At 27.0% G+C, this 19,565-nt stretch carries 20 protein-coding genes and 1 other annotated feature; of the genes, 11 read left to right on the forward strand and 9 right to left on the reverse strand.

Features of this window, described 5'->3' with window-relative positions:
• Positions 1–432 precede the first annotated feature (432 nt).
• Positions 433–2,091, forward strand: coding sequence for a hydroxylamine reductase (gene hcp / locus Q3223_RS04280; protein WP_074178220.1), 1,659 nt, complete (start codon positions 433–435; stop codon positions 2,089–2,091).
• A gap of 48 nt (positions 2,092–2,139) precedes the next feature.
• Here hcp and Q3223_RS04285 read toward each other — a convergent pair whose 3' ends face one another.
• Together Q3223_RS04285 and Q3223_RS04290 are read right to left on the reverse strand one after the other, a co-directional pair.
• Entirely contained in the window at positions 2,140–2,355 is a 216-nt protein-coding gene (locus Q3223_RS04285; protein ID WP_054270493.1) for a helix-turn-helix transcriptional regulator, read from the reverse strand.
• Positions 2,356–2,365: 10 nt separating this feature from the next.
• Positions 2,366–2,833, reverse strand: coding sequence for a DUF2975 domain-containing protein (locus Q3223_RS04290; protein WP_054270492.1), 468 nt, complete (start codon positions 2,831–2,833; stop codon positions 2,366–2,368).
• A 143-nt stretch (positions 2,834–2,976) separates the two neighbouring features.
• Between Q3223_RS04290 and Q3223_RS04295 the strand changes: the two genes are divergently transcribed.
• On the forward strand, positions 2,977–3,465 hold the full coding sequence (locus Q3223_RS04295; protein ID WP_284182018.1) for a DUF2975 domain-containing protein: 489 nt from the start codon (positions 2,977–2,979) through the stop codon (positions 3,463–3,465).
• A gap of 380 nt (positions 3,466–3,845) precedes the next feature.
• Here Q3223_RS04295 and Q3223_RS04300 read toward each other — a convergent pair whose 3' ends face one another.
• Positions 3,846–4,478, reverse strand: a complete 633-nt coding sequence (locus tag Q3223_RS04300) for an alpha/beta hydrolase (RefSeq protein ID WP_227832538.1) — start codon at positions 4,476–4,478, stop codon at positions 3,846–3,848.
• A gap of 325 nt (positions 4,479–4,803) precedes the next feature.
• On the opposite strand from Q3223_RS04300, the gene Q3223_RS04305 reads away from it, so the two are divergent.
• Positions 4,804–5,361: a TetR/AcrR family transcriptional regulator gene (locus Q3223_RS04305; RefSeq protein ID WP_074178219.1), complete on the forward strand. Its 558-nt coding sequence runs from the start codon at positions 4,804–4,806 to the stop codon at positions 5,359–5,361.
• Positions 5,362–5,659: 298 nt separating this feature from the next.
• Here Q3223_RS04305 and Q3223_RS04310 read toward each other — a convergent pair whose 3' ends face one another.
• Positions 5,660–6,136, reverse strand: a complete 477-nt coding sequence (locus tag Q3223_RS04310; protein ID WP_407811674.1) for a GNAT family N-acetyltransferase — start codon at positions 6,134–6,136, stop codon at positions 5,660–5,662.
• A 294-nt stretch (positions 6,137–6,430) separates the two neighbouring features.
• On the opposite strand from Q3223_RS04310, the gene Q3223_RS04315 reads away from it, so the two are divergent.
• From Q3223_RS04315 to Q3223_RS04350, 8 genes are all read left to right on the forward strand, one after another.
• Positions 6,431–7,195: an N-acetyltransferase gene (locus Q3223_RS04315; RefSeq protein WP_074178218.1), complete on the forward strand. Its 765-nt coding sequence runs from the start codon at positions 6,431–6,433 to the stop codon at positions 7,193–7,195.
• Positions 7,196–7,435: 240 nt separating this feature from the next.
• Positions 7,436–7,936, forward strand: a complete 501-nt coding sequence (locus Q3223_RS04320; RefSeq protein WP_054270487.1) for a GNAT family N-acetyltransferase — start codon at positions 7,436–7,438, stop codon at positions 7,934–7,936.
• Between the two features lie 80 nt (positions 7,937–8,016).
• Positions 8,017–8,230: a binding site (T-box leader), on the forward strand.
• Positions 8,231–8,480: 250 nt separating this feature from the next.
• On the forward strand, positions 8,481–9,515 hold the full coding sequence (gene argC, locus Q3223_RS04325; RefSeq protein WP_407811675.1) for an N-acetyl-gamma-glutamyl-phosphate reductase: 1,035 nt from the start codon (positions 8,481–8,483) through the stop codon (positions 9,513–9,515).
• 40 nt (positions 9,516–9,555) lie between these two features.
• Positions 9,556–10,773, forward strand: a complete 1,218-nt coding sequence (gene argJ, locus Q3223_RS04330) for a bifunctional glutamate N-acetyltransferase/amino-acid acetyltransferase ArgJ (protein WP_074178217.1) — start codon at positions 9,556–9,558, stop codon at positions 10,771–10,773.
• 14 nt (positions 10,774–10,787) lie between these two features.
• Positions 10,788–11,648, forward strand: coding sequence for an acetylglutamate kinase (gene argB, locus Q3223_RS04335; RefSeq protein WP_054270484.1), 861 nt, complete (start codon positions 10,788–10,790; stop codon positions 11,646–11,648).
• 51 nt (positions 11,649–11,699) lie between these two features.
• Positions 11,700–12,887 carry an aspartate aminotransferase family protein gene (locus Q3223_RS04340; protein ID WP_054270483.1) on the forward strand — a complete coding sequence of 396 codons (1,188 nt, stop codon included), beginning with the start codon at positions 11,700–11,702 and terminating at the stop codon, positions 12,885–12,887.
• Positions 12,888–12,988: 101 nt separating this feature from the next.
• Complete coding sequence (argF, locus tag Q3223_RS04345; protein ID WP_054270482.1) at positions 12,989–14,011, forward strand: ornithine carbamoyltransferase; 1,023 nt, start codon at positions 12,989–12,991, stop codon at positions 14,009–14,011.
• Positions 14,012–14,136: 125 nt separating this feature from the next.
• Positions 14,137–14,754 carry a hypothetical protein gene (locus Q3223_RS04350; protein ID WP_407811676.1) on the forward strand — a complete coding sequence of 206 codons (618 nt, stop codon included), beginning with the start codon at positions 14,137–14,139 and terminating at the stop codon, positions 14,752–14,754.
• 191 nt (positions 14,755–14,945) lie between these two features.
• Here Q3223_RS04350 and Q3223_RS04355 read toward each other — a convergent pair whose 3' ends face one another.
• The 5 genes from Q3223_RS04355 to Q3223_RS04375 all read right to left on the reverse strand — a co-directional run bounded on the left by Q3223_RS04355 (position 14,946) and on the right by Q3223_RS04375 (position 19,517).
• Complete coding sequence (locus Q3223_RS04355) at positions 14,946–15,644, reverse strand: amino acid racemase (protein ID WP_167640667.1); 699 nt, start codon at positions 15,642–15,644, stop codon at positions 14,946–14,948.
• 166 nt (positions 15,645–15,810) lie between these two features.
• On the reverse strand, positions 15,811–17,028 hold the full coding sequence (locus tag Q3223_RS04360; RefSeq protein WP_054270480.1) for a M20 family metallo-hydrolase: 1,218 nt from the start codon (positions 17,026–17,028) through the stop codon (positions 15,811–15,813).
• Between the two features lie 616 nt (positions 17,029–17,644).
• On the reverse strand, positions 17,645–18,283 hold the full coding sequence (locus Q3223_RS04365; RefSeq protein WP_407811677.1) for an ABC-2 transporter permease: 639 nt from the start codon (positions 18,281–18,283) through the stop codon (positions 17,645–17,647).
• Positions 18,283–19,146, reverse strand: coding sequence for an ABC transporter ATP-binding protein (locus Q3223_RS04370; protein ID WP_407811678.1), 864 nt, complete (start codon positions 19,144–19,146; stop codon positions 18,283–18,285). The genes Q3223_RS04365 and Q3223_RS04370 overlap by 1 nt, the downstream gene beginning before the upstream one ends.
• Complete coding sequence (locus Q3223_RS04375) at positions 19,143–19,517, reverse strand: GntR family transcriptional regulator (protein WP_021384840.1); 375 nt, start codon at positions 19,515–19,517, stop codon at positions 19,143–19,145. Before Q3223_RS04375 ends, Q3223_RS04370 begins: the two co-directional genes overlap by 4 nt.
• Between the last annotated feature and the right edge of the window lie 48 nt (positions 19,518–19,565).

Consider the following 19,565-nt stretch of genomic DNA (forward strand, 5'->3'; position numbering starts at 1 on the left):
TATGAAATAAGTATGCCTAATATGTAGTATAGGAAAAAAATTAAAAGTTTTCTTTTCATATAATCACCAGCTTGTATAAGATTTGTTTTTCTTAATTAAAGTATAGCAGTAGTATATAGATAAAAAGAGTCTAAAATATTACAAATATATACAGTGAAAATTAATAATGATATAATACATTTCAAAAAAATTAGTTGTAAATATGACATACAATAAACATAATATACTTGATGGATATTCTGGATATAAAATAACTGATTGTCATATATTGAAAATCAGTTATTTTTTATATTGCTCAAATTACTATATACTTCTTTGGTACTGCATGTTTTGTAAAAGAATACCTATATTGTTTAAAAACTTTAATATAATTTTATACTCTATAACATATTTGGATAAACTATGTAATGAGATAAAAGGAGGTATAAGCAAATGGAAAATTCTATGTTTTGCTACCAATGTGAACAGACAGTAGGTGGAAAAGGATGTACAAAGATAGGGGTTTGTGGTAAGACACCAGAAATAGCAGCACTTCAAGATTTATTAATTTATCAATTAAAAGGTATAAGTTGTTATGCTAAAGTTCTTATAGATAATGGAGAAGAAATAGATAAAGAAATAGTTTCTTTTGTAGAAAATAGTCTGTTTACGACTCTAACTAATGTTAATTTTGATGGTGATGCTCATGAAGAAATGCTTAGAAAATCACAAGAAATAAAGCAGAGATTAAGAGAAAGAATTAAAGAATCTATTAAAAGTAATGAATATACTGAATATAATTTGAGTGATACAAGAAGTCAAATGTTAGAAGATGCTAAGAGAGCTGGAATAATGTTTGATGAAAGTTTAAATCCTGACATACGTTCACTTAGAATGACAATACTTTATGGGTTAAAAGGTATAAGTGCCTATGGACATCAAGCTAGAGAACTTGGATATTATAATAATCAAGTAGATGAATTTTATTTTAGAGCACTATCAGCAATTACAGATGATGATATTTCTTTAGAAAATTTAATAACATTGACTCTTAAGACTGGAGATATGAGTGTCGCTGTAATGCAAAAACTAGATGAAGCTAATACTACTGTTTATAAAAATCCAGAGCCTCATAAGGTAAATGTCAAAATAAAAAAAGGACCTTTTATAATAGTATCGGGGCATGATTTAAAAGATTTAGAAATGTTACTCAAACAGACAGAAGGAAAAGGAATAAATATATATACTCATGGAGAAATGATTCCTTGTCATGGATATCCAGAATTAAATAAATACTCTCATTTAGTAGGTAATTTTGGTGGAGCGTGGCAAGACCAGCAAAAAGAGTTTGATTCTATACCAGGATGTATATTAATGACAACAAATTGTTTGATGAAACCTAGAGATTCTTATAAAGATAGAATTTTTACGACTAGTGTTGTTGGATGGGATGGAGTAAAGTATATAGGTAAAAATGAAAATGGAGAAAAAGATTTTAGTGAAATAATAAATAAAGCACTAGAATTAGGTGGATTTAAGGAAAGTGAAGAGCCGCACGAAATATTAGTTGGTTTTGGGCATAAAGCTACATTAAGTAATGCACCTGCAATAATAGATTCAGTTAAATCTGGAAAGATAAGACATTTTTTCCTGATTGGAGGATGTGATGGTGCAAGACCTGGTAGAAACTATTATACAGAATTTGCTAAACAAGTACCAGAAGATTGTATAATTCTAACTCTTGCATGTGGGAAATATAGATTTAATAAGTTGAATTTTGGGGAAGTAGCAGGATTACCTAGACTGTTAGATGTTGGTCAATGTAATGATGCTTACTCAGCAGTAAGAATAGCCTTAGCTTTAGCTGATGCATTTGACACAGATGTGAATAGCCTTCCTCTTTCAATAATATTGTCATGGTATGAACAAAAAGCAGTAGCAGATTTGTTGGCATTATTATCATTAGATATAAAAAATATATATTTAGGACCAAGTTTACCAGCATTTATAAGTCCAAATGTACTACAGTATTTAGTTGATACATTTAATTTAATACCTATTAGTACTCCTGAAAAGGACTTGGCAACATGCTTAAATATCCCAGCAAAGTAATAAAAATTTTAGATTATAATCAAAAAAGAGTGTTTTAAACACTCTTTTTTAATCATCTTCATCTTCTACATACTCAAGTATATCTCCTGGCTGACATTCTAAAGCTTTACAAATTTCATTTAAAGTAGTGAATCTAATGGCTTTTGCTTTTCCAGTTTTTAATATTGATAAATTAGCATTTGTAATATCTATTTTTTCAGCCAAATCTTTAAGTGATATTTTTCTTTTTGCCATCATTACATCTAGATTAACTATAATTGCCATAACATCACCTCTATATTGTCAAGTCATTATCTTCTTTTATTTTTATAGCTTTATCAAATGTTTCAGCAATTACAAAACACATTAGTGCGAATATAAAAGAAATAATCATAAGTGGTGAAATACCACCATTGTCGCTTCCAAAAATTATTAGATTGTTTGTATTCAAACTGTAACCATTGATACATTCAATCATGGTATTGACTAACAAGCAATATCCCATTATTTTAAATCTCTTTACATTTTCAAGTATAAAAGGTGAGTATTTAGTGCTATTAATTATAAATATTAAGAATAAAATGACTATAAAGTAGTCAGAAAAATATAGTATTCTTGCAATTAAAGTAATTAATTTATCAGAACTAAAATCATACAAAAACATAGGTATCATACACAAAAATGTTATACCAGCAACTCCCAAAATTAATAATATAAAATATAGAAAGATTGATAAAATGTTACTAAAAAATTTTGTAATCATAAAAAATATTCTCTCCTTAACATAGACTATATTATTGATTATAATATATAATTTATTGTTTTTCAATAATAAATTATTGACATAACATATAAAACTATTATAATATATATTAAAAATAAGAATGTATAAGGTGGTAAGTTTATATGAAAAAGAATTTAAGTTCTAAAATATTAAATAATATTGTATTGGTCGGAATAATTTTGACCTTATTATCACTTATTTTAGTGCCATTAGTATTGACTGCATATTTTAAAAGTGGTGTGGGTATTACAGATACGAACATGCCAACTGTGATATCAGTAGCTATATATATATGTGCTATCCCATATATTGTGTCATTGTTTATATTAAAAAAATTATGCAAATTATTAGCAATCAATAAACCATTTTCAAAAGAAATACCTAAAGACTTAAGAAAAATATCTGTATGTGCATTTAGTGAGATTTTTATATTTAATTTTGTAGTGATAATATTATATTATTTTTATGATGTATATTTATATGCAATTACTATAATACCTTCAGTTATAGTGTCATTTGTTTCATTATCTATAGGGTTTTTGACTTTAGTTTTATCAATTTTATTTAAGAAGATTATTGAAATAAAAGAAGAAAATGATAAAACTATATAGTAGACTTAAAATTTGAGTGATAATATTTTATTATTATTTTTTTATAATTAATTTTATTAGATTTATTTAATATCATAACCTTAATGTCACAATAAATATGCATATATTAGTAAGAGATAAAAGATTGAGTTTTGTACATAAATACAGTTTATTGATAACAACAAGTAAAAACTGTATACTGTATAGAAGAGAGAGGGAAAGATAATATTTATCTTTCTTCTCTCTATGTCAATTAATTATTAGTGCTTGTTTAAGATTTTGTATACTTTTAAAGTTTTTAAATAACAATTAATTTATTGTCTATTTAATTACCTTAAATAACATCAAAATTAATTAAAGGCTTATAGACAATGTAATCATGAAAATAATATTGTTATTTTTTATTTAAATGAGGCATTTATCCATTCATCTAATGCGTTTAGTTCTTCTGGCGTGTTAAACCAATGTTTGCTATTTTCAAGAATAGTTAGACTACAACCAAATTTTTGTACGAATTTTTCTACCACACTGATTTCAGTAAGTTCATCATATCTGCCATATAATATTTTTGTTGGTACATTCCATTTAGTAATAGGATGTTTTTTTGCATATAATAGATATTCCCAAGAAAGAGTATGCCCAAATGAAGTTGGAATAACTAGTTCATGTTTAAGTTGTTCTTCTGATACATTTGCCCAAAGCATCATATTTGAAATGAGCTGTTGCATATCAAGAATTGGAGAAACAAAAATACATTCTTTTAATGTATCTCTTTCAAAGCTCAACATACTATACCATGCTCCAATACTATTTGCATATAAAGAAATTTGATTCCAATGACATTTTACATATTCCATAATGGTTGATAACTCTGGGACAACATGCCAGGGGTCAAATGAATTATTTTCTTTTTCACGCTCTCCATGTTCAGGTAAATCTATACTTAAAACCTGATATCCATGATAAACAGCGATATTGGCAAAAGCTTCAGCCTCCTCTTTATAACCTGATTGTCCATGTATGTAAATATACAATTGATTTGAAGGATTTCCCCAAAGAATTGAAGGAATCCCATGAATTTTAAAATATTTTTTTTGCATAAAAGTCTCCTCTCAGTTTGACATAGTAGTTATTTCTATAATTAAGCAAATTATAAAATAATATTGCAATGAAACAAATTAGTATAATACTAATTATATTAGCTTAAAAACTAATGCAATTAGTATTATATTGAATTGAAATCAAATTGTCAATACTTTATAACAGTATAAAATATTTTCTAAGTTTCAATTATTGACGTAACTAATTAGATTAGTTAAACTAATAAGGTAATTAATTTAAAATGAAAGAAGGAGAATTATGCGTGTTAGTAGAGAAATAGTTATACAAACTGCATCAGATATAGCTGATAAAGATGGTCTTAATAAGGTTTCTTTAAAAGTTGTTGCAGCAAAGCTAGGTATACGTACACCATCTTTATACAATCATATAGAAAGTTTAGATGACCTGCTACTTGAAGTGGCACATAATGGAATGCGAAAAATGAATAATCAGATGGAAAAGGTTGCTATTGGTAAGTCTGGAGACACAGCTATAAAATGTATAAGTATAGAATATTTTAATTTTGTAATTTCTCATCCTGGTGTCTATGAAACAATACAATGGGCTACTTGGCATGGAAATAATGAAACATTAGAGGTATTTGGTGAATATAAAACCTTATTAGAAAAACTTATTGTTTCTTGTAATTTAGAAATAAAAAACACAGATGAAGTGTTAAATTTGATAATGAGTGTACTGCATGGTTATTCGACTTTACAACTTGGAAAAGCACTTGTAAGTCAAGAAGAAGCTATAAAAGGTCTAGCTGATTCCATTGATACTGTTCTATTAGGTATTCATAAAAAGTATGATTAGTAGGAAACTATTAGGGCTGTATGTTAATACAATAGATGCTTGATATTATATATCTAGTGGGTAAATTGTAAAAATACAATAATAAAAAATATCTCTTGTTTATATAAAGTTAATAGTTTAATAATTAATTTGATTGATACATTAACAAAAAAGATATAAAAAATAAATCAAAGCTCCATATTAGTAAGATTTTTAAAGTGTGTTATCAAAAATAAAAAAGGTATAATTACTTTTAAGCATTAATAAAAAGCAAAGCTACTATAAAATATTTAAGAGACTTTGCTTTTTATTTAAGTTATTATATTGTCAATTTCATAGGTGTAAAACGTATACCATCAACAGTTTGCTCAATATCAACATCTTTAAATCCTAATTTGTGGTAAACTTCAACTGCATAAGGTGATGAATTTACAGTGATTTCTGTTAGATTGGTTTTGTTATTAGTACAATATTCTATACCTGTATTCATTAATTTTCTTGCAATACCACGTTTATGATAATTTTTATCTACAAATAGCATACATATATGATTTAAATCTCTAATAGATAAGACTCCTATTAATTTTTTACAATCAAAACAACCCCAAAAGAAGAGTGTTTTTTCTTGGACTTTTTCAATAATAGAGTTATATTCTATAAATTCATGAAATGATTTGATTCCATCATCACAATAATCTGGAGACTCAAATTCTTCAAATACATTCCATATTAAATCTAATGCATTCATAATGTCCTGTTCTTTTAATTCTCTTATTAAATATTCTTTACTTATCACAAGCAACACCTCTATTATTAAAAAATTTTATTATAAGTATATATCTTAAATATATTTAAGTCAATACGATTTATTTTATAAATTTAGAATATTATGATAATATGTAATTTATATACAATAGAGATATACTATAAAATTTACTTAAATATATACAATTTAGTAGTTTAAATAAGTCTAAAATGACATTATTTAAAAAATATAAATATGACATAATATTGTCGTATTTAAAATGTTAAAATAAAAATATATAAATGATATTTATAAACTATTATATAATTAGAAAAGGAGAAAAGTATGAAAATTATTGATATAAATATAAATAATATTGACAATGAACATATATGCTGTTCAATTTCTGAAAAAAAAGGAGAAAATTGTGCTCTTTCTAAAAAACTTTGGATGAAAAATCATTTTGATAAAGGTCTTGTTTTTAAACGACTTGATGTAAGAGGTAAAGCTTTTATAGAATATATTCCAGCAGAAAATGCATGGTCTCCTATTATTGCAGATAATTATATGTTTATTAACTGTTTTTGGTTATCTGGAAAATTCAAAGGTCAAGGATATTCTAATTTATTGCTACAGGAATGTATTGATGATGCAAAATCAAAAGGAAAATATGGATTAGTTGTGCTTTCATCCAGTAAAAAAATGCCGTTTTTATCTGATGCTAAATATCTAAAATATAAGGGATTTTGTTTAGCAGATACATCAGAACCAAATTATGAGTTATTATATCTTCCATTTACTGATAATGCTCCTATTCCATGTTTTAAGGATTGTGTGAAGCAAAGAAAATTAAATGGAAATAGCATCGTTTTATATTATAGTAACCAGTGTCCACACACAGAAAAATATGCTTCTATTTTGAAGAAAATTGCAGATTCTAGAAGTATAGATGTAAATCTCATAAAATTTGAAACAGCAAAAGAAGCTCAAAATGCTCCTGCACCATTTACTACATACAGTCTTTTTTTAAATGGTGAATTTATGACTAATGAGATACTTTCTGAGAAAAAGATTGAAAAATTTTTAGATAGTAAGGTTCAAAATATATAACTAAAAAATGATATAAATATTGCAATCTGAAATTGCAGTATTCTATAATTTAATATATTTTAGATGTCTCTTAAATTGATATATGATAATATAAAAGAATAGTATTAGGAGGTGATGAATATGAAAAGACTCTTTAAACAGATTAAAATATATATAAATAATAATAGAAAGATTGTTATTGTATCTGTTTAGGTGTTTTTTTGATAACAATTATAATCTTTCTCTTAAAAAGGAGAAAAAATGATATTAAAAACAAAAAGATTAACTTTAATTCCACTATCACTTCGTCAACTTGAGCTTTGGATTTTCGATAACTCAAAATTAGAAGGAGAATTAAATTGTACTTATTGTGCACAACCAGTAACTGGATTTTTCTATGATATTGTAAAAGGACAAATAAATATTGCTAATAAAGATAAAAAAAATATATTATTTTATACATTTTGGTTTATTATGTTAAATGAAAATCGTAAAGTTATAGGCCTAGTTGATTTTAAAGATGTACCAAATTTTCATGGTGAAATTGAGATTGGTTATGGTTTAGGTGATAATTACAGAAAAAAAGGATATATGACAGAAGCAGTTGAAAAAATATGTGACTGGGGATTAAATCAACCAAATGTATCTTTTGTAATAGCTGAAACTGATATTGAAAATATCGCTTCACAAAATGTTTTATTACGATGTGGATTTAAATTGTATCGAAATTCGAATACAAAATGGTGGAAATTAAGCATATAGAAAAAAATTCCAAAATTTTATAAATTATATTGACAAAGTTAAAAAAATAAACTATCATATAAAACAATAAGAAAATAAATTGAAATTCTATGAAAAAGAGAGTAGCATAAAAATAATTGATAGAGAGCTGGGGATGGTGGAAGCCTAGTAATGAATTTTATTGTGAATAGAGCTTTGGAGAAGATTACCAGAATTAATAGTATGGTAATTGGTGAGTCTCGCCTTAAGAGATTAGAGTGGGTAAGATTATCTTATCAATTAGAGTGGTAACGCGGGTGTATATTCGTCTCTTGGTCTTTGACCAAGAGGCTTTTTTAATTTTAAGAATTCATTTGCAGATACTTTTTAATTTGATTTGTAGAGATTGTTATAATTTTACCAATAAGAGTGGTACCGCGGAAATTCGCCTCTTAGTATTTATAATACTAAGGGGCTTTTATTTTAGTTAGAAGGTTTTAATCTATGTATTATCAAATGATTATTATATGATAAGAAATAAAAATAGAATTCTAATATTGCTTTAATATAAAATGGAGGGAATAAAATGAGTAAAATAAAAGCTGGGATTATTGGCGCAACTGGATATGTTGGAGTAGAATTACTAAGATTATTAATAAACCATGATAAAGTTGAAGTGACAGCAATAGGTTCAAATTCGTATGTAGGAAAAGATATAGTTGAACTATACCCGAGTATAGGCTATAAAAATAGCATGATATGTATAGAAAACGAAAAAGTTATTGATATGTGTGATGTTGTGTTCACTGCTCTCCCACATGGGGTTAGTGAAAAGTTTGCAATAAAAGCAATTGAATCTAAAAAGAAAGTTATAGATTTAGGTGCTGATTTTAGAATAAAAGATGAAGAAATATATAACAAGTGGTATGGAGTATCATTTATAGATGAGACTTTACATAAAAAAGCTGTTTATGGATTAAGTGAAATATATGAGGGTGATATAAAAGATGCAGATATAATTGCAAATCCAGGATGTTATCCTACTAGTATTTCTTTACCATTAATACCATTATTGAGTTCTAAGTTAATAAAATGCAATAATATAATCATTGACTCTAAATCAGGTCTTACAGGGGCTGGTAGAGAATTGTCATTTAGTAGCCACTTTACTGAGGTTAATGAAAATATAACTGCATATAAAATAGGCAAACATAGACATACTCCAGAGATAGAACAAAATTTAAGTGAAGCATATAAAGAAAAAATAAATGTAGTTTTTACACCGAATCTAATTCCAGTAAATAGAGGGATATTATCAACTATATATTGTGCAAAAGAGGATAATATCTCTATAAATCAGATATATGAAAAATTGACTGATTATTATGAATATAAAGAATTTATAGAAGTTCTTCCATTGGGAAAAGTAGCCTCTTTAAAGAATGTTAAGTTATCAAATAAATGTGCAATATCATTACATGAAAATGGAGATACATTGATAATTTGCTCAGCTATAGACAATATGATTAAGGGAGCAGCAGGGCAAGCTATACAGAATATGAATATAATGTTCGGTATTGATGAAACTACAGGTTTAAAAAATATAGCACCATCATTTTAGGAATAAAAAATACTAAACTCATATAGGTAGGAGGATAAAGATGGAAATTATAAAGGGTGGAGTTACAGTTTCAGAAGGATTCTTTGCTTCTGGAATTCACTGTGGCTTGAGAAAAAATAAAGAAAAAAGAGATTTAGCCTTGGTTTATTCAGATGTTTTATGTGATGCAGCAGCGGTAGTTACTCAAAATAAGGTAAAAGGAAATCCTGTTTATGTAACACAGGAACATATTAAAAATGGAAAAGCACAGGCTATTATAGTAAACAGTGCCAATGCTAACACATTTAATGGAAAAGAAGGACTTATAAATGCTTATAAAATGGCTAAATTCACTAGTGATAAATTAAATATTAAGGAAAATGATGTTTTAGTTGCATCTACAGGTGTTATAGGAAAGCCATTAAATATAGACTTAATAGAAGAAAATATGGATGAATTAGTGAATAATCTAAGCAAGCAAGGTCATATTGGAGCAAGAGAAGCAATTATGACGACTGACATTATAAAAAAAGAAATAGCAGTAGCAATAATGTATGGGGATAAAAAGATAACTATTGGAGGTATGGCAAAAGGTTCAGGTATGATACACCCTAATATGGCTACAACTTTAGGATTTATAACTACTGATGCAAATATTGATGGAGTTTTGTTAAAAGAAGCTTTAAAGGTGGCTGTTGATAAAAGTTTCAATAGAGTTAGTGTAGATGGAGACACAAGTACTAATGATATGGTAATGATTCTAGCAAATGGAAAAGCAAAGAATGAGAAGATGAGTAAAAAGGATGAACATTATCAAGTATTCTTGAGTGCACTTACATATGTTTGTATAGAACTTGCTAAATTGGTTGCCAAAGATGGAGAAGGATGTACAAAATTAATTGAATGTTATATAAATGGAGCATTAAGTGAAGAACATGCAGTAAAATTAGCAAAAACAGTTATATCTTCTTCGCTAGTAAAGACAGCTGTATTTGGAGCTGATGCAAATTGGGGAAGAATACTGTGTGCTTTAGGATATGCAGGTGAAGATATAGATATGGAAAAAGTGGATATTATTTTTGAAAGTATGAAGGGATATATTGAAGTATGTAAAAATGGAAATGGATTAGATTTTAATGAAGAAAAAGCAAAAAAAATTCTTGAAGATGATGAAATAAGTATATTAGTAAATTTAAATATGGGAAATGCTCGAGGAAATGCATGGGGATGTGACTTAAGCTATGATTATGTAAGAATAAATGGAAGCTATAGAAATTAGGAGGAAATATTTTAATGATTAATATAGAAAAAGCAAATACACTTATAGAAGCTTTACCTTATATAGAAAAACATCAAGGTAAGACTATTGTGGTTAAGTATGGTGGAAGTGCAATGAAAAAAGATGGTCTAAAAGAATCTGTTATGGAAGACCTTGTACTAATGAGTTATGTTGGAATCAATATAGTTCTAGTACATGGCGGAGGGGCAGAAATTAATAAGATGCTCGCAAAAGTAGATATAGAAAGTAAATTTGTAAATGGACTTAGATATACAGATGAAGAGACTATGGAAATTGTAAAAATGGTGCTTGCTGGTAAAGTAAATAAAGACTTAGTGAATAAAATACATACGAAAGGTGGAAAAGCAGTGGGTCTTTGTGGAATAGACAATAATATGCTTTTATGCGACCCGTATAAAAATTATGAGCTAGGATTTGTAGGTGAAATCAAAAAAGTAAATGTGGAGCTTATAGAATCTTGTTTAAAGTCAGGTTATATTTCAGTAATTGCCACTATAGGTGTTGGAGAGGATGGCGAAACTTATAATATAAATGGAGATACAGCAGCTTCTGCTATAGCCAAGGAATTAAATGCAGATAAATTGATACTTCTTACAGATGTACCTGGCTTATTAAGAGATCCAGATGAAGAAAAATCATTAATAACAGAAGTTATATTAGAGAATGTTGATAAATTATTTGCAGAAGGAATAATTACTGGAGGTATGATACCTAAAATACGTGGTTGTGTAGATGCCTTAAATAATGGAGTAAATAGAGTGCATATTTTGGATGGAAGAGTTCCTCATTCTATAATAACAGAGTTATTTACTGATAGTGGTATAGGAACATTAATAAGAAAAGAAAATGAATAGAAACGAAAATAATATATAAGAAAATTATGAATTTAAGAGGGGATGATAAGAATGAATAAGAACAGTACAATCTCAAAATGGAATGAATATTTTATAGATACATATAATCAACCTAATTTTGTTATAGATTATGGTAAAGGAAGTTGCTTTTTTGATATTGATGGTAATAAGTATATAGATTTTACAAGTGGATATGGAGTATCTTCTCTTGGATATAGTAATAACAGTCTAAAAAATGCTTTAAAAGAACAAGTGGATAAACTACTTCATACTTCAAATCTATATTTTAATGAACCAGTATTATATGCTGGAGAGAAAATAATTAATATAAGTGGAATGGATAAAGTATATTTTTGTAATTCTGGAACAGAGGCAAATGAGACAGCATTTAAAATAGCAAGAAAGTATAGTAGTGATAAATATGGTGAAGGTAGAGGAACTATTATAAGTTTAAAAGACTCTTTTCATGGTAGAACAATGATGTCTTTAATGGCAACTGGTATGGATAAATATCATAAGTACTTTTATCCACTTCCTGAAGGTTTTAAGTATATAGAAAGAAATAATATTGAAGATTTAAAAAGTAACATAGATTCAAGTGTTTGTGCAATAATACTCGAAGCAATCCAAGGTGAAGGTGGAGTTAATGTACTTGAAAAAGATTATGTTTTAGAACTAGCAAAAATATGCAAAGAAAAAGATATAGTGTTGATTTTTGATGAAGTCCAATGTGGTATAGCAAGAACTGGTAAGCTTTTTGGATATGAATACTTTGATGTAAAACCAGACATAGTTACAGTAGCAAAAGGATTAGGAGCAGGCATACCAATAGGTGGAGTACTAGTAAATGAAAAGCTTTCAAAAGTACTAGGAAAAGGAGACCAAGGTACAACCTTTGGAGGTAATTTATTGGCTATGGTGGCAGCTACAGTTGTATTAGATGAGATATCTAAAGAAGGTTTTTATAATGATATAACAGAAAAAGGTGCTTATATAAGAAAATCTATTGAGGATTTTAATAGTGAAGTAGTACTAAACACAAAAGGTCTTGGTTTGATGATAGGAATTGAAACTAGTGTTGAATCTAGCATTATAGAAGAGAAAGCTAGAAAAAAAGGGTTGCTTATTTTGACTGCTGGTAAAAATGTATTAAGATTTTTACCACCATTAACAGTCAGTTACAAAGAAATAGATGAGGCTCTTAAAATTTTAAAAGACATACTACTAGAAATTAACTAAATATTCAAAAAAATAATTAAAATAAAGAATTAAGATATATAAAATAAATAACTCGCAAATTTAACTGAATTTAAAAAGTTTACAAAAAGGGGAGAATGAATATGAATAATATAAGCTTAAAGGGAAAGAGTTTTTTAACATTAAAGGATTTTACAAAAGAGGAAATCAGATACTTATTAACTTTATCTAGTTATTTAAAAACTAAGAAAAAGGTCGGCATAAAAGGAGATTTACTACAAGGGAAAAATATAGCTTTATTATTTGAGAAAACATCAACAAGAACTAGATGTTCATTTGAAGTAGCTGCCCATGATGAAGGAGCACATGTAACTTATCTAGGCCCTAATGATTGCCATATGGGAAAAAAAGAGTCTGTATCTGATACAGCAAAAGTCTTAGGCAGATTTTATGATGGAATAGAGTTTAGAGGCTTTAAACAGGAAACAGTTGAAAGCTTGGCTAAATATTCTGGTGTACCTGTTTGGAATGGACTTACAGATGAATACCATCCAACGCAAATACTTGCAGATTTTTTAACAGTGATTGAAAATGTAGATAAGGATTTGAATAAAGTCAAATTCGTGTATGTTGGTGATGCTAGAAATAATATGGGAAATTCATTAATGATAGGATGTGCTAAAATGGGAATCCATTTTGTAGCACTTGCACCTAAAGAACTTTGGCCAAATGAAGAGTTAGTGAATGATATGAAGGAGATAGCTAAGAAATCTAAGGGAGATATAATATTGACTGAGAATATTAATGATGTAAAAGGTGCAGATGTTATATATACAGATGTATGGGTTTCTATGGGAGAAGAAGAACAATATGAAACAAGAATAAATCAACTTAAGGATTATCAAGTAAATATGGAAATGATAAAGAAAACTGAAAATGAAAATGTTATATTTTTACACTGCCTTCCAGCATTCCATGACTTAGAAACTAAAGTTGCTCAAGAAATTTATGAAAAATTTGGATTATCAGAGCTAGAGGTTACAGATGAGGTATTTAATTCAAAATATTCAAAGGTATTTGAAGAAGCTGAAAATAGAATGCATACTATAAAAGCGGTTATGGTTTCTACTATGACTGATGTAGACATGAATAACAGTTTAGTATAGATATCCTTTATCCTAAGCCTTATTTTAAGGAAAATGCATAAATATTCTAAATATATTATTCAAAAACTCTTATTATATGTTAAAATAACTTATGTATCAACAAATTAAGAGGGAGGATTTGAGATATGAAAAAAATCATATTAGTTTTAACAACTTTTTTATTAGCAATATCTTTAACAGCATGTTCAAGTGCAAAACCAGAAGATACAATCGATAGTTTTTTTAACAGTGCAAAGAAGTTTGACTTTGAAGGCATGAATAAGGTAATGGAGAATAATGACGAAAAATATAAAGATGTATTAAAAGAACTAGATACAAAAGACCCAAATGCACAGTATGCTTTAGATTATCTAAAACAGAATGCATCTAAAATCACATATACAATAAAAGATAGTGAGATTAAAGATAATAAGGCGACAGTAAAAGTAGAGTGTAAGTTTGTAGATTCAACACCATTACTTAAAGAGATAGTAGCTGAAGCATTTACAAAGATGCTTGGTATGAGTTTTTCAGGACAAGACTTAACTGATGAAAAAACAACTGAAATGCTAGTATCAATTATGAAAGAAAAACAAAAAAGTGTTAAAGAGACTTATGTAACAAAAACTGTAGAGTTTGGGTGTTCTAAAAAAGATAACAAATGGATAATAAGTTCAGTTAATGATGCAGTAGCTGATGTATTATTATCTAATCTTGTTACAGCAGGACAAGAGTTATCTAATTCTATGGGTACTATTCAATAGTATAATCTTAAATGTAATAAATAGAAAAATATTTAAAAAGGATACCAATCTTGGTATCCTTTTCTATTAAAATACTATAATATATAGTTAAATTTTATATCATCAAAGAACTAAAATATAAAACTATAGGTTTATATTTTTTTAACTAAACAAACAACTTGTATCTTTTCTAAAATATAGTATCTAAAAATTTATTTAGCTAGTTTTAGATATTTATTGATAACTGCTTCAGCTAAACATTTTGATGAATCGATAATATTAATTGAAGAATGAGATTTTTCTAAAACTACATTTAAATCAGTACAAGCAATTATTATATTTTTAATAGATTCTTTTTTCACATCTTCAATAAGTTCATTCCAAATATCAATATTATATGGGTTTCCTTTATCTGTTTTTATATTTTGAATAAGAGTATTTAATTTTTTCTGCCATTCATCTTTAAATATAAACTCATGCCCATTATGTAGTATGCCCTCTTGATAAATTGTAGATTCAAACGTTGATTTAGTTGAAAAAAGGGTTACTTTTTGTGAGACAGTAGGAAGTTTCTTAATGGTTTCTTCTACAATGTTTAACAGTGGTATATTAATTGATTCTTTTAATTCTTTAAAGTATATATGTGCTGAATTACATGGCATAGCAATAAAATTTACTCCAATTGATTCAAGTTTTTGCAAACCATCAATAATAGTTTGTTTCATAAGTTCATGGTTTATTGAACGGTCAATGTAAAATGGAGTAGGTAAGGAATATATCATCATCTTTGGGAACTCATCATCATATTTTGCTCCATATTGTGATTGACATTCATCAATAACTAAATCCACAAATGGTGCAGTTGACCTTGGGCCCATTCCAGCTAAAATTCCAATTAATTTTTCATCCATAAAAATTATCTCCTTAATGTACAAATTTATCTTAGGTATAAAATATCAAAACTGGTTATATAATAGTATAAAAGTCTGCTTTTATAATAGATAATATAATACAATTATATAGCATAAGGTAAGTAATGATAATATGCTTTAATTGTGTATTTTTTCTGGTATAAAATTATTTTAAATCGAGATTATCTAATATTTTTAAAAATATTTTTACAGCAATATCTAAATCATCTACAGAAACACTTTCGTCAGGATTATGACTTATTCCTCCAGCGCATCTTATAAATACCATACCAATATCAGTTATATTGTCCATTTCTTGAGCATCATGACCAGCTCCACTGTAAATATAAAAAGGATTAAGATTTAAGTCTATAAAACTTTTTTCTATAGTTTTAGTTATTTTATCAGAACATGGTACAGGAACATTTTCAAAAGAAAGTTCACTTGTATAATTAAGCTTTCTATCCTCACATATATGAGATATTTCGTTGAATATCTTTTCTACTGAACTATCAAGAACTTCTTGAGAACAAGAACGTACATCAAGGGTAAATTCAACCCTTTCAGGTACTACATTTGATGAAGATGGATAGAAATTCATCTTTCCAACAGTAGCAACTAAATTAGTAGTCATTCTAGCTATATTTTCAATGGCTAACACACATTCACAAGCACAACATCCAGCATCAAATCTCATATCCATTGGTAGTGTACCAGCATGTCCAGATTTACCATTTACTGATATCTTAAAACTTTTAAATCCTGTAATACTTGATACAATTCCAGCAGGAAGAGATTCATTTTCTAAGACAGGTCCTTGTTCAATATGAAATTCTAAATACGCATCTATATCTTTTCTAGGATGTAAATTTATTAAGTTTTTAGTATTAAATCCAAACTTTGTTACAGCTTCTTCAAGTGTAATTCCATTTTCATCAACAGATTTAAGAAGATTCTCTTTAAAAGTGCCAGCAAAAACTTTACTTCCCATTAAAGATGTTTCAAATCTAGTTCCTTCCTCTTCGGCGAAGGCAACTAGCTTAATGTTGAAAGGATAAGATTTATTCTTGTTTCTTGACTCTTCAAGTCCAATTAAAGGGACTATTATTCCTAGCATACCATCAAATATACCTCCACATTTTACACTATCTTGATGAGATGCAACTACTAATGTAGGGGCATTTGGAATATTAGATTTATATGTACCTATGACATTTCCAATATCATCAATTTCAATATCAAGATTCAAATCTTTCATCCATGAACTTATTAAATCAATAGATTTTTTATGTTCATCAGTTAATATAAGTCTTGTAAGACCATTTGTTGTTGAACTTATTTTTCCTAATGTTTGCAGATAATTCATACATTTTTGACCTAGCATGTGTACCTCCTAAATATGTATTTTTTTATTTTCAAGATTAGTAAGGTTATATTCTAATAATCCTTGAAAAATAACATCCTCATCTTGCTTTTCTACTTTTTCTGTAATTTCTAATTCCGTGTTTGAACTGTCTCCTTATACAATCTTTTATTTATTTTCATTTTTTATCTAGAACAATTGAAATACTCTAGTTTAACATTATTCTAATAGTCATTTATGCTGATGTCAAATTAAGAAAATTTATTTTTAACTTTATATTATCAAGATTAAAATTTTTAAAAACAAAATAGAGCTTTAATTCTATTAATAATGATTAATAAATTTAGTGATTTTGGGAATTAAGTATTAAAATAATTTAATTTACTGTGTATAAGAATTATTTTTAAACAGAGTCTTGTTTTTAGATTCAAGAATGTAATTAATAATTAAATTTATATGAACATCATGTTGAATGAATATACTGATAAAAGAGTAAAGTATTATTAAAGATAAATATTCAAAATATAATACCGAGTAGATATAAGACATAAAAATAAAATACTATCAAAACAAAATTGATAGTATTTTTAATAAAATCTTACTTAAACAGTTTAAATAAAAACCCATATAAAATATTTTATATTTCTTTTTTGCTATAAATTTTTGATGATATAAAATATGAAATTACAAATAGCAATATAGCAATAAATGGAAGAGAATATAATAGTGTATTAAATATAATTTCTAGTGAAAGAGGTGAACTAATAGTTTCTAGAATATTTTTAGAAACTAATAAAAGTAATGTTGGAACTAAAAAACATAAAATCATTAATATACGAGCTTTTTCTGTACCAAATTTATAAACAAGTGGTAAGATAAGACTACCAAAACATATTGAAATAGATAAGACTAATGCATTAATAAGTAGAGTTTCACTTAATATAAAATTATGTTTAAAATAACCAATAATGATACTAAGTATAAGTGAAACCAATACACCTACAAAGCTAAATATTAACATAGTCAAATATTTACTTAGTACAATATCATTACGCTTAATAGGCATTGTAAGTACATAACTATCCCATTTATTTAAATCATCATATGAGAATGTTGAAACAATCATTGTTGTACATAGGACTACAATAATACCCACAAGATTATTAGCATCTCCTCCTCCAAAAGAAGATATAAGCCCAAACATAATTACAAATAAAAGTAGAAATTTTATATTGCCTTTTAAATTAATTAAATCTTTTAAAATTAAGCCTTTCATTATTTATCACCTCTCACATAAAATAACATAATTTCTTCTATAGACGTATTATCAACTACAAAGTTTGGATGTTTTGTTATAAATCTATATTTATCATTAAGAAGTACTTCATATCCAAATTGGCTTTTACGATAATATGAGTAATCTTCTTTTGAAATATTATCAAAATCAGTAGGTTTGCATTTTAAAATTCCCATATTATTAATTAATTCATCCTTATTTTCACTAAAGACTATTTTACCTTTATGTATAAATGTAATATAGTCTGCTATTTTATCTAAATCACTTGTAATATGTGAAGATAAAATAATAGAGTGTTCTTCATCTTGTATAAAATCTAAAAATATATCCAATATTTCTTCACGAACAATAGGGTCAAGTGAACTAGTTGCTTCATCTAGAATTAATAATTTTGGATTATGTGATAAAGCTACAGCAATACTAAGTTTCATTTTGTTACCCTTTGAAAACTCCTTAATTAGCTTATTCTCTGGAACTCTCAACTTTTTTAAATAGTCTTTGAATAATGCATGATTCCAATTTTTATAGATTTTACTCATAATTTTTGATACATTATCTAGATTTAAATTTTCATGAAAATTACTTCCTTCAAATACAACACCAATTTGTTCCTTAATTTCTTTTTCATTTTTTTTGTTATCAAGACCAAATATTTCTATATTTCCACTATCATAAGAAATTAAATTTAAAATTGCTTTTAATGTAGTAGTTTTTCCTGCACCATTTTCACCTACAAATCCCATTATGCTTCCTTTTGGTACTGAAAAAGATACATTTTGTAGACTAAAATCTTTATAAGTTTTATTTAAGTTTTTTATAGTTATTGCATCCATAATTATCATTCTCCCTTATATAATAAAAGTAAAATATCTTTTAGTTCGTCATATGTAATACCACTACTTTTAGCTGTATCAACTGCTTTTTGTAGATACTCTTCAATTAAACGAAATTGCTCTTCTTTCACAAAATCCATGTTTTTACTAGATACAAAGCTACCTTTACCAGTAACTGTCTCAATAAATCCATCACGTTCTAAATCACTATATGCTCGTTTTGTAGTAATCACGCTTATTCTAAGTTCCTTTGCCAATAGTCTCATACTTGGAAGAGCTGACCCTTCTGGTAATTCTCCACTTATAATCATACTTTTAATTTGTGTAGTAATTTGTTCATATATTGGCTTTCCACTTGAATTACTAATAACTATATTCAACAAAACACCTCCTTAAAGTGTATATATAGTATATACACATTATATAAA

The organism is Clostridioides sp. GD02367, assembly GCF_045900275.1.
GTDB lineage: Bacteria > Bacillota > Clostridia > Peptostreptococcales > Peptostreptococcaceae > Clostridioides > Clostridioides difficile_A.

Excerpts from the sequence above, each read along its gene's own strand:
- Q3223_RS04355 (WP_167640667.1), bottom strand. The coding sequence starts at position 15,644 with ATGGATGAAAAATTAATTGGAATTTTAGCTGGAATGGGCCCAAGGTCA.
- hcp (WP_074178220.1), top strand. The coding sequence starts at position 433 with ATGGAAAATTCTATGTTTTGCTACCAATGTGAACAGACAGTAGGTGGA.
- Q3223_RS04305 (WP_074178219.1), top strand. The coding sequence starts at position 4,804 with ATGCGTGTTAGTAGAGAAATAGTTATACAAACTGCATCAGATATAGCT.
- argC (WP_407811675.1), top strand. The coding sequence starts at position 8,481 with ATGAGTAAAATAAAAGCTGGGATTATTGGCGCAACTGGATATGTTGGA.
- Q3223_RS04290 (WP_054270492.1), bottom strand. The coding sequence starts at position 2,833 with ATGATTACAAAATTTTTTAGTAACATTTTATCAATCTTTCTATATTTT.
- Q3223_RS04370 (WP_407811678.1), bottom strand. The coding sequence starts at position 19,146 with ATGATAATTATGGATGCAATAACTATAAAAAACTTAAATAAAACTTAT.
- Q3223_RS04315 (WP_074178218.1), top strand. The coding sequence starts at position 6,431 with ATGAAAATTATTGATATAAATATAAATAATATTGACAATGAACATATA.
- argJ (WP_074178217.1), top strand. The coding sequence starts at position 9,556 with ATGGAAATTATAAAGGGTGGAGTTACAGTTTCAGAAGGATTCTTTGCT.
- Q3223_RS04340 (WP_054270483.1), top strand. The coding sequence starts at position 11,700 with ATGAATAAGAACAGTACAATCTCAAAATGGAATGAATATTTTATAGAT.
- Q3223_RS04320 (WP_054270487.1), top strand. The coding sequence starts at position 7,436 with ATGATATTAAAAACAAAAAGATTAACTTTAATTCCACTATCACTTCGT.
- Q3223_RS04365 (WP_407811677.1), bottom strand. The coding sequence starts at position 18,283 with ATGAAAGGCTTAATTTTAAAAGATTTAATTAATTTAAAAGGCAATATA.
- Q3223_RS04295 (WP_284182018.1), top strand. The coding sequence starts at position 2,977 with ATGAAAAAGAATTTAAGTTCTAAAATATTAAATAATATTGTATTGGTC.
- Q3223_RS04350 (WP_407811676.1), top strand. The coding sequence starts at position 14,137 with ATGAAAAAAATCATATTAGTTTTAACAACTTTTTTATTAGCAATATCT.
- Q3223_RS04285 (WP_054270493.1), bottom strand. The coding sequence starts at position 2,355 with ATGGCAATTATAGTTAATCTAGATGTAATGATGGCAAAAAGAAAAATA.
- Q3223_RS04360 (WP_054270480.1), bottom strand. The coding sequence starts at position 17,028 with ATGCTAGGTCAAAAATGTATGAATTATCTGCAAACATTAGGAAAAATA.
- argF (WP_054270482.1), top strand. The coding sequence starts at position 12,989 with ATGAATAATATAAGCTTAAAGGGAAAGAGTTTTTTAACATTAAAGGAT.
- argB (WP_054270484.1), top strand. The coding sequence starts at position 10,788 with ATGATTAATATAGAAAAAGCAAATACACTTATAGAAGCTTTACCTTAT.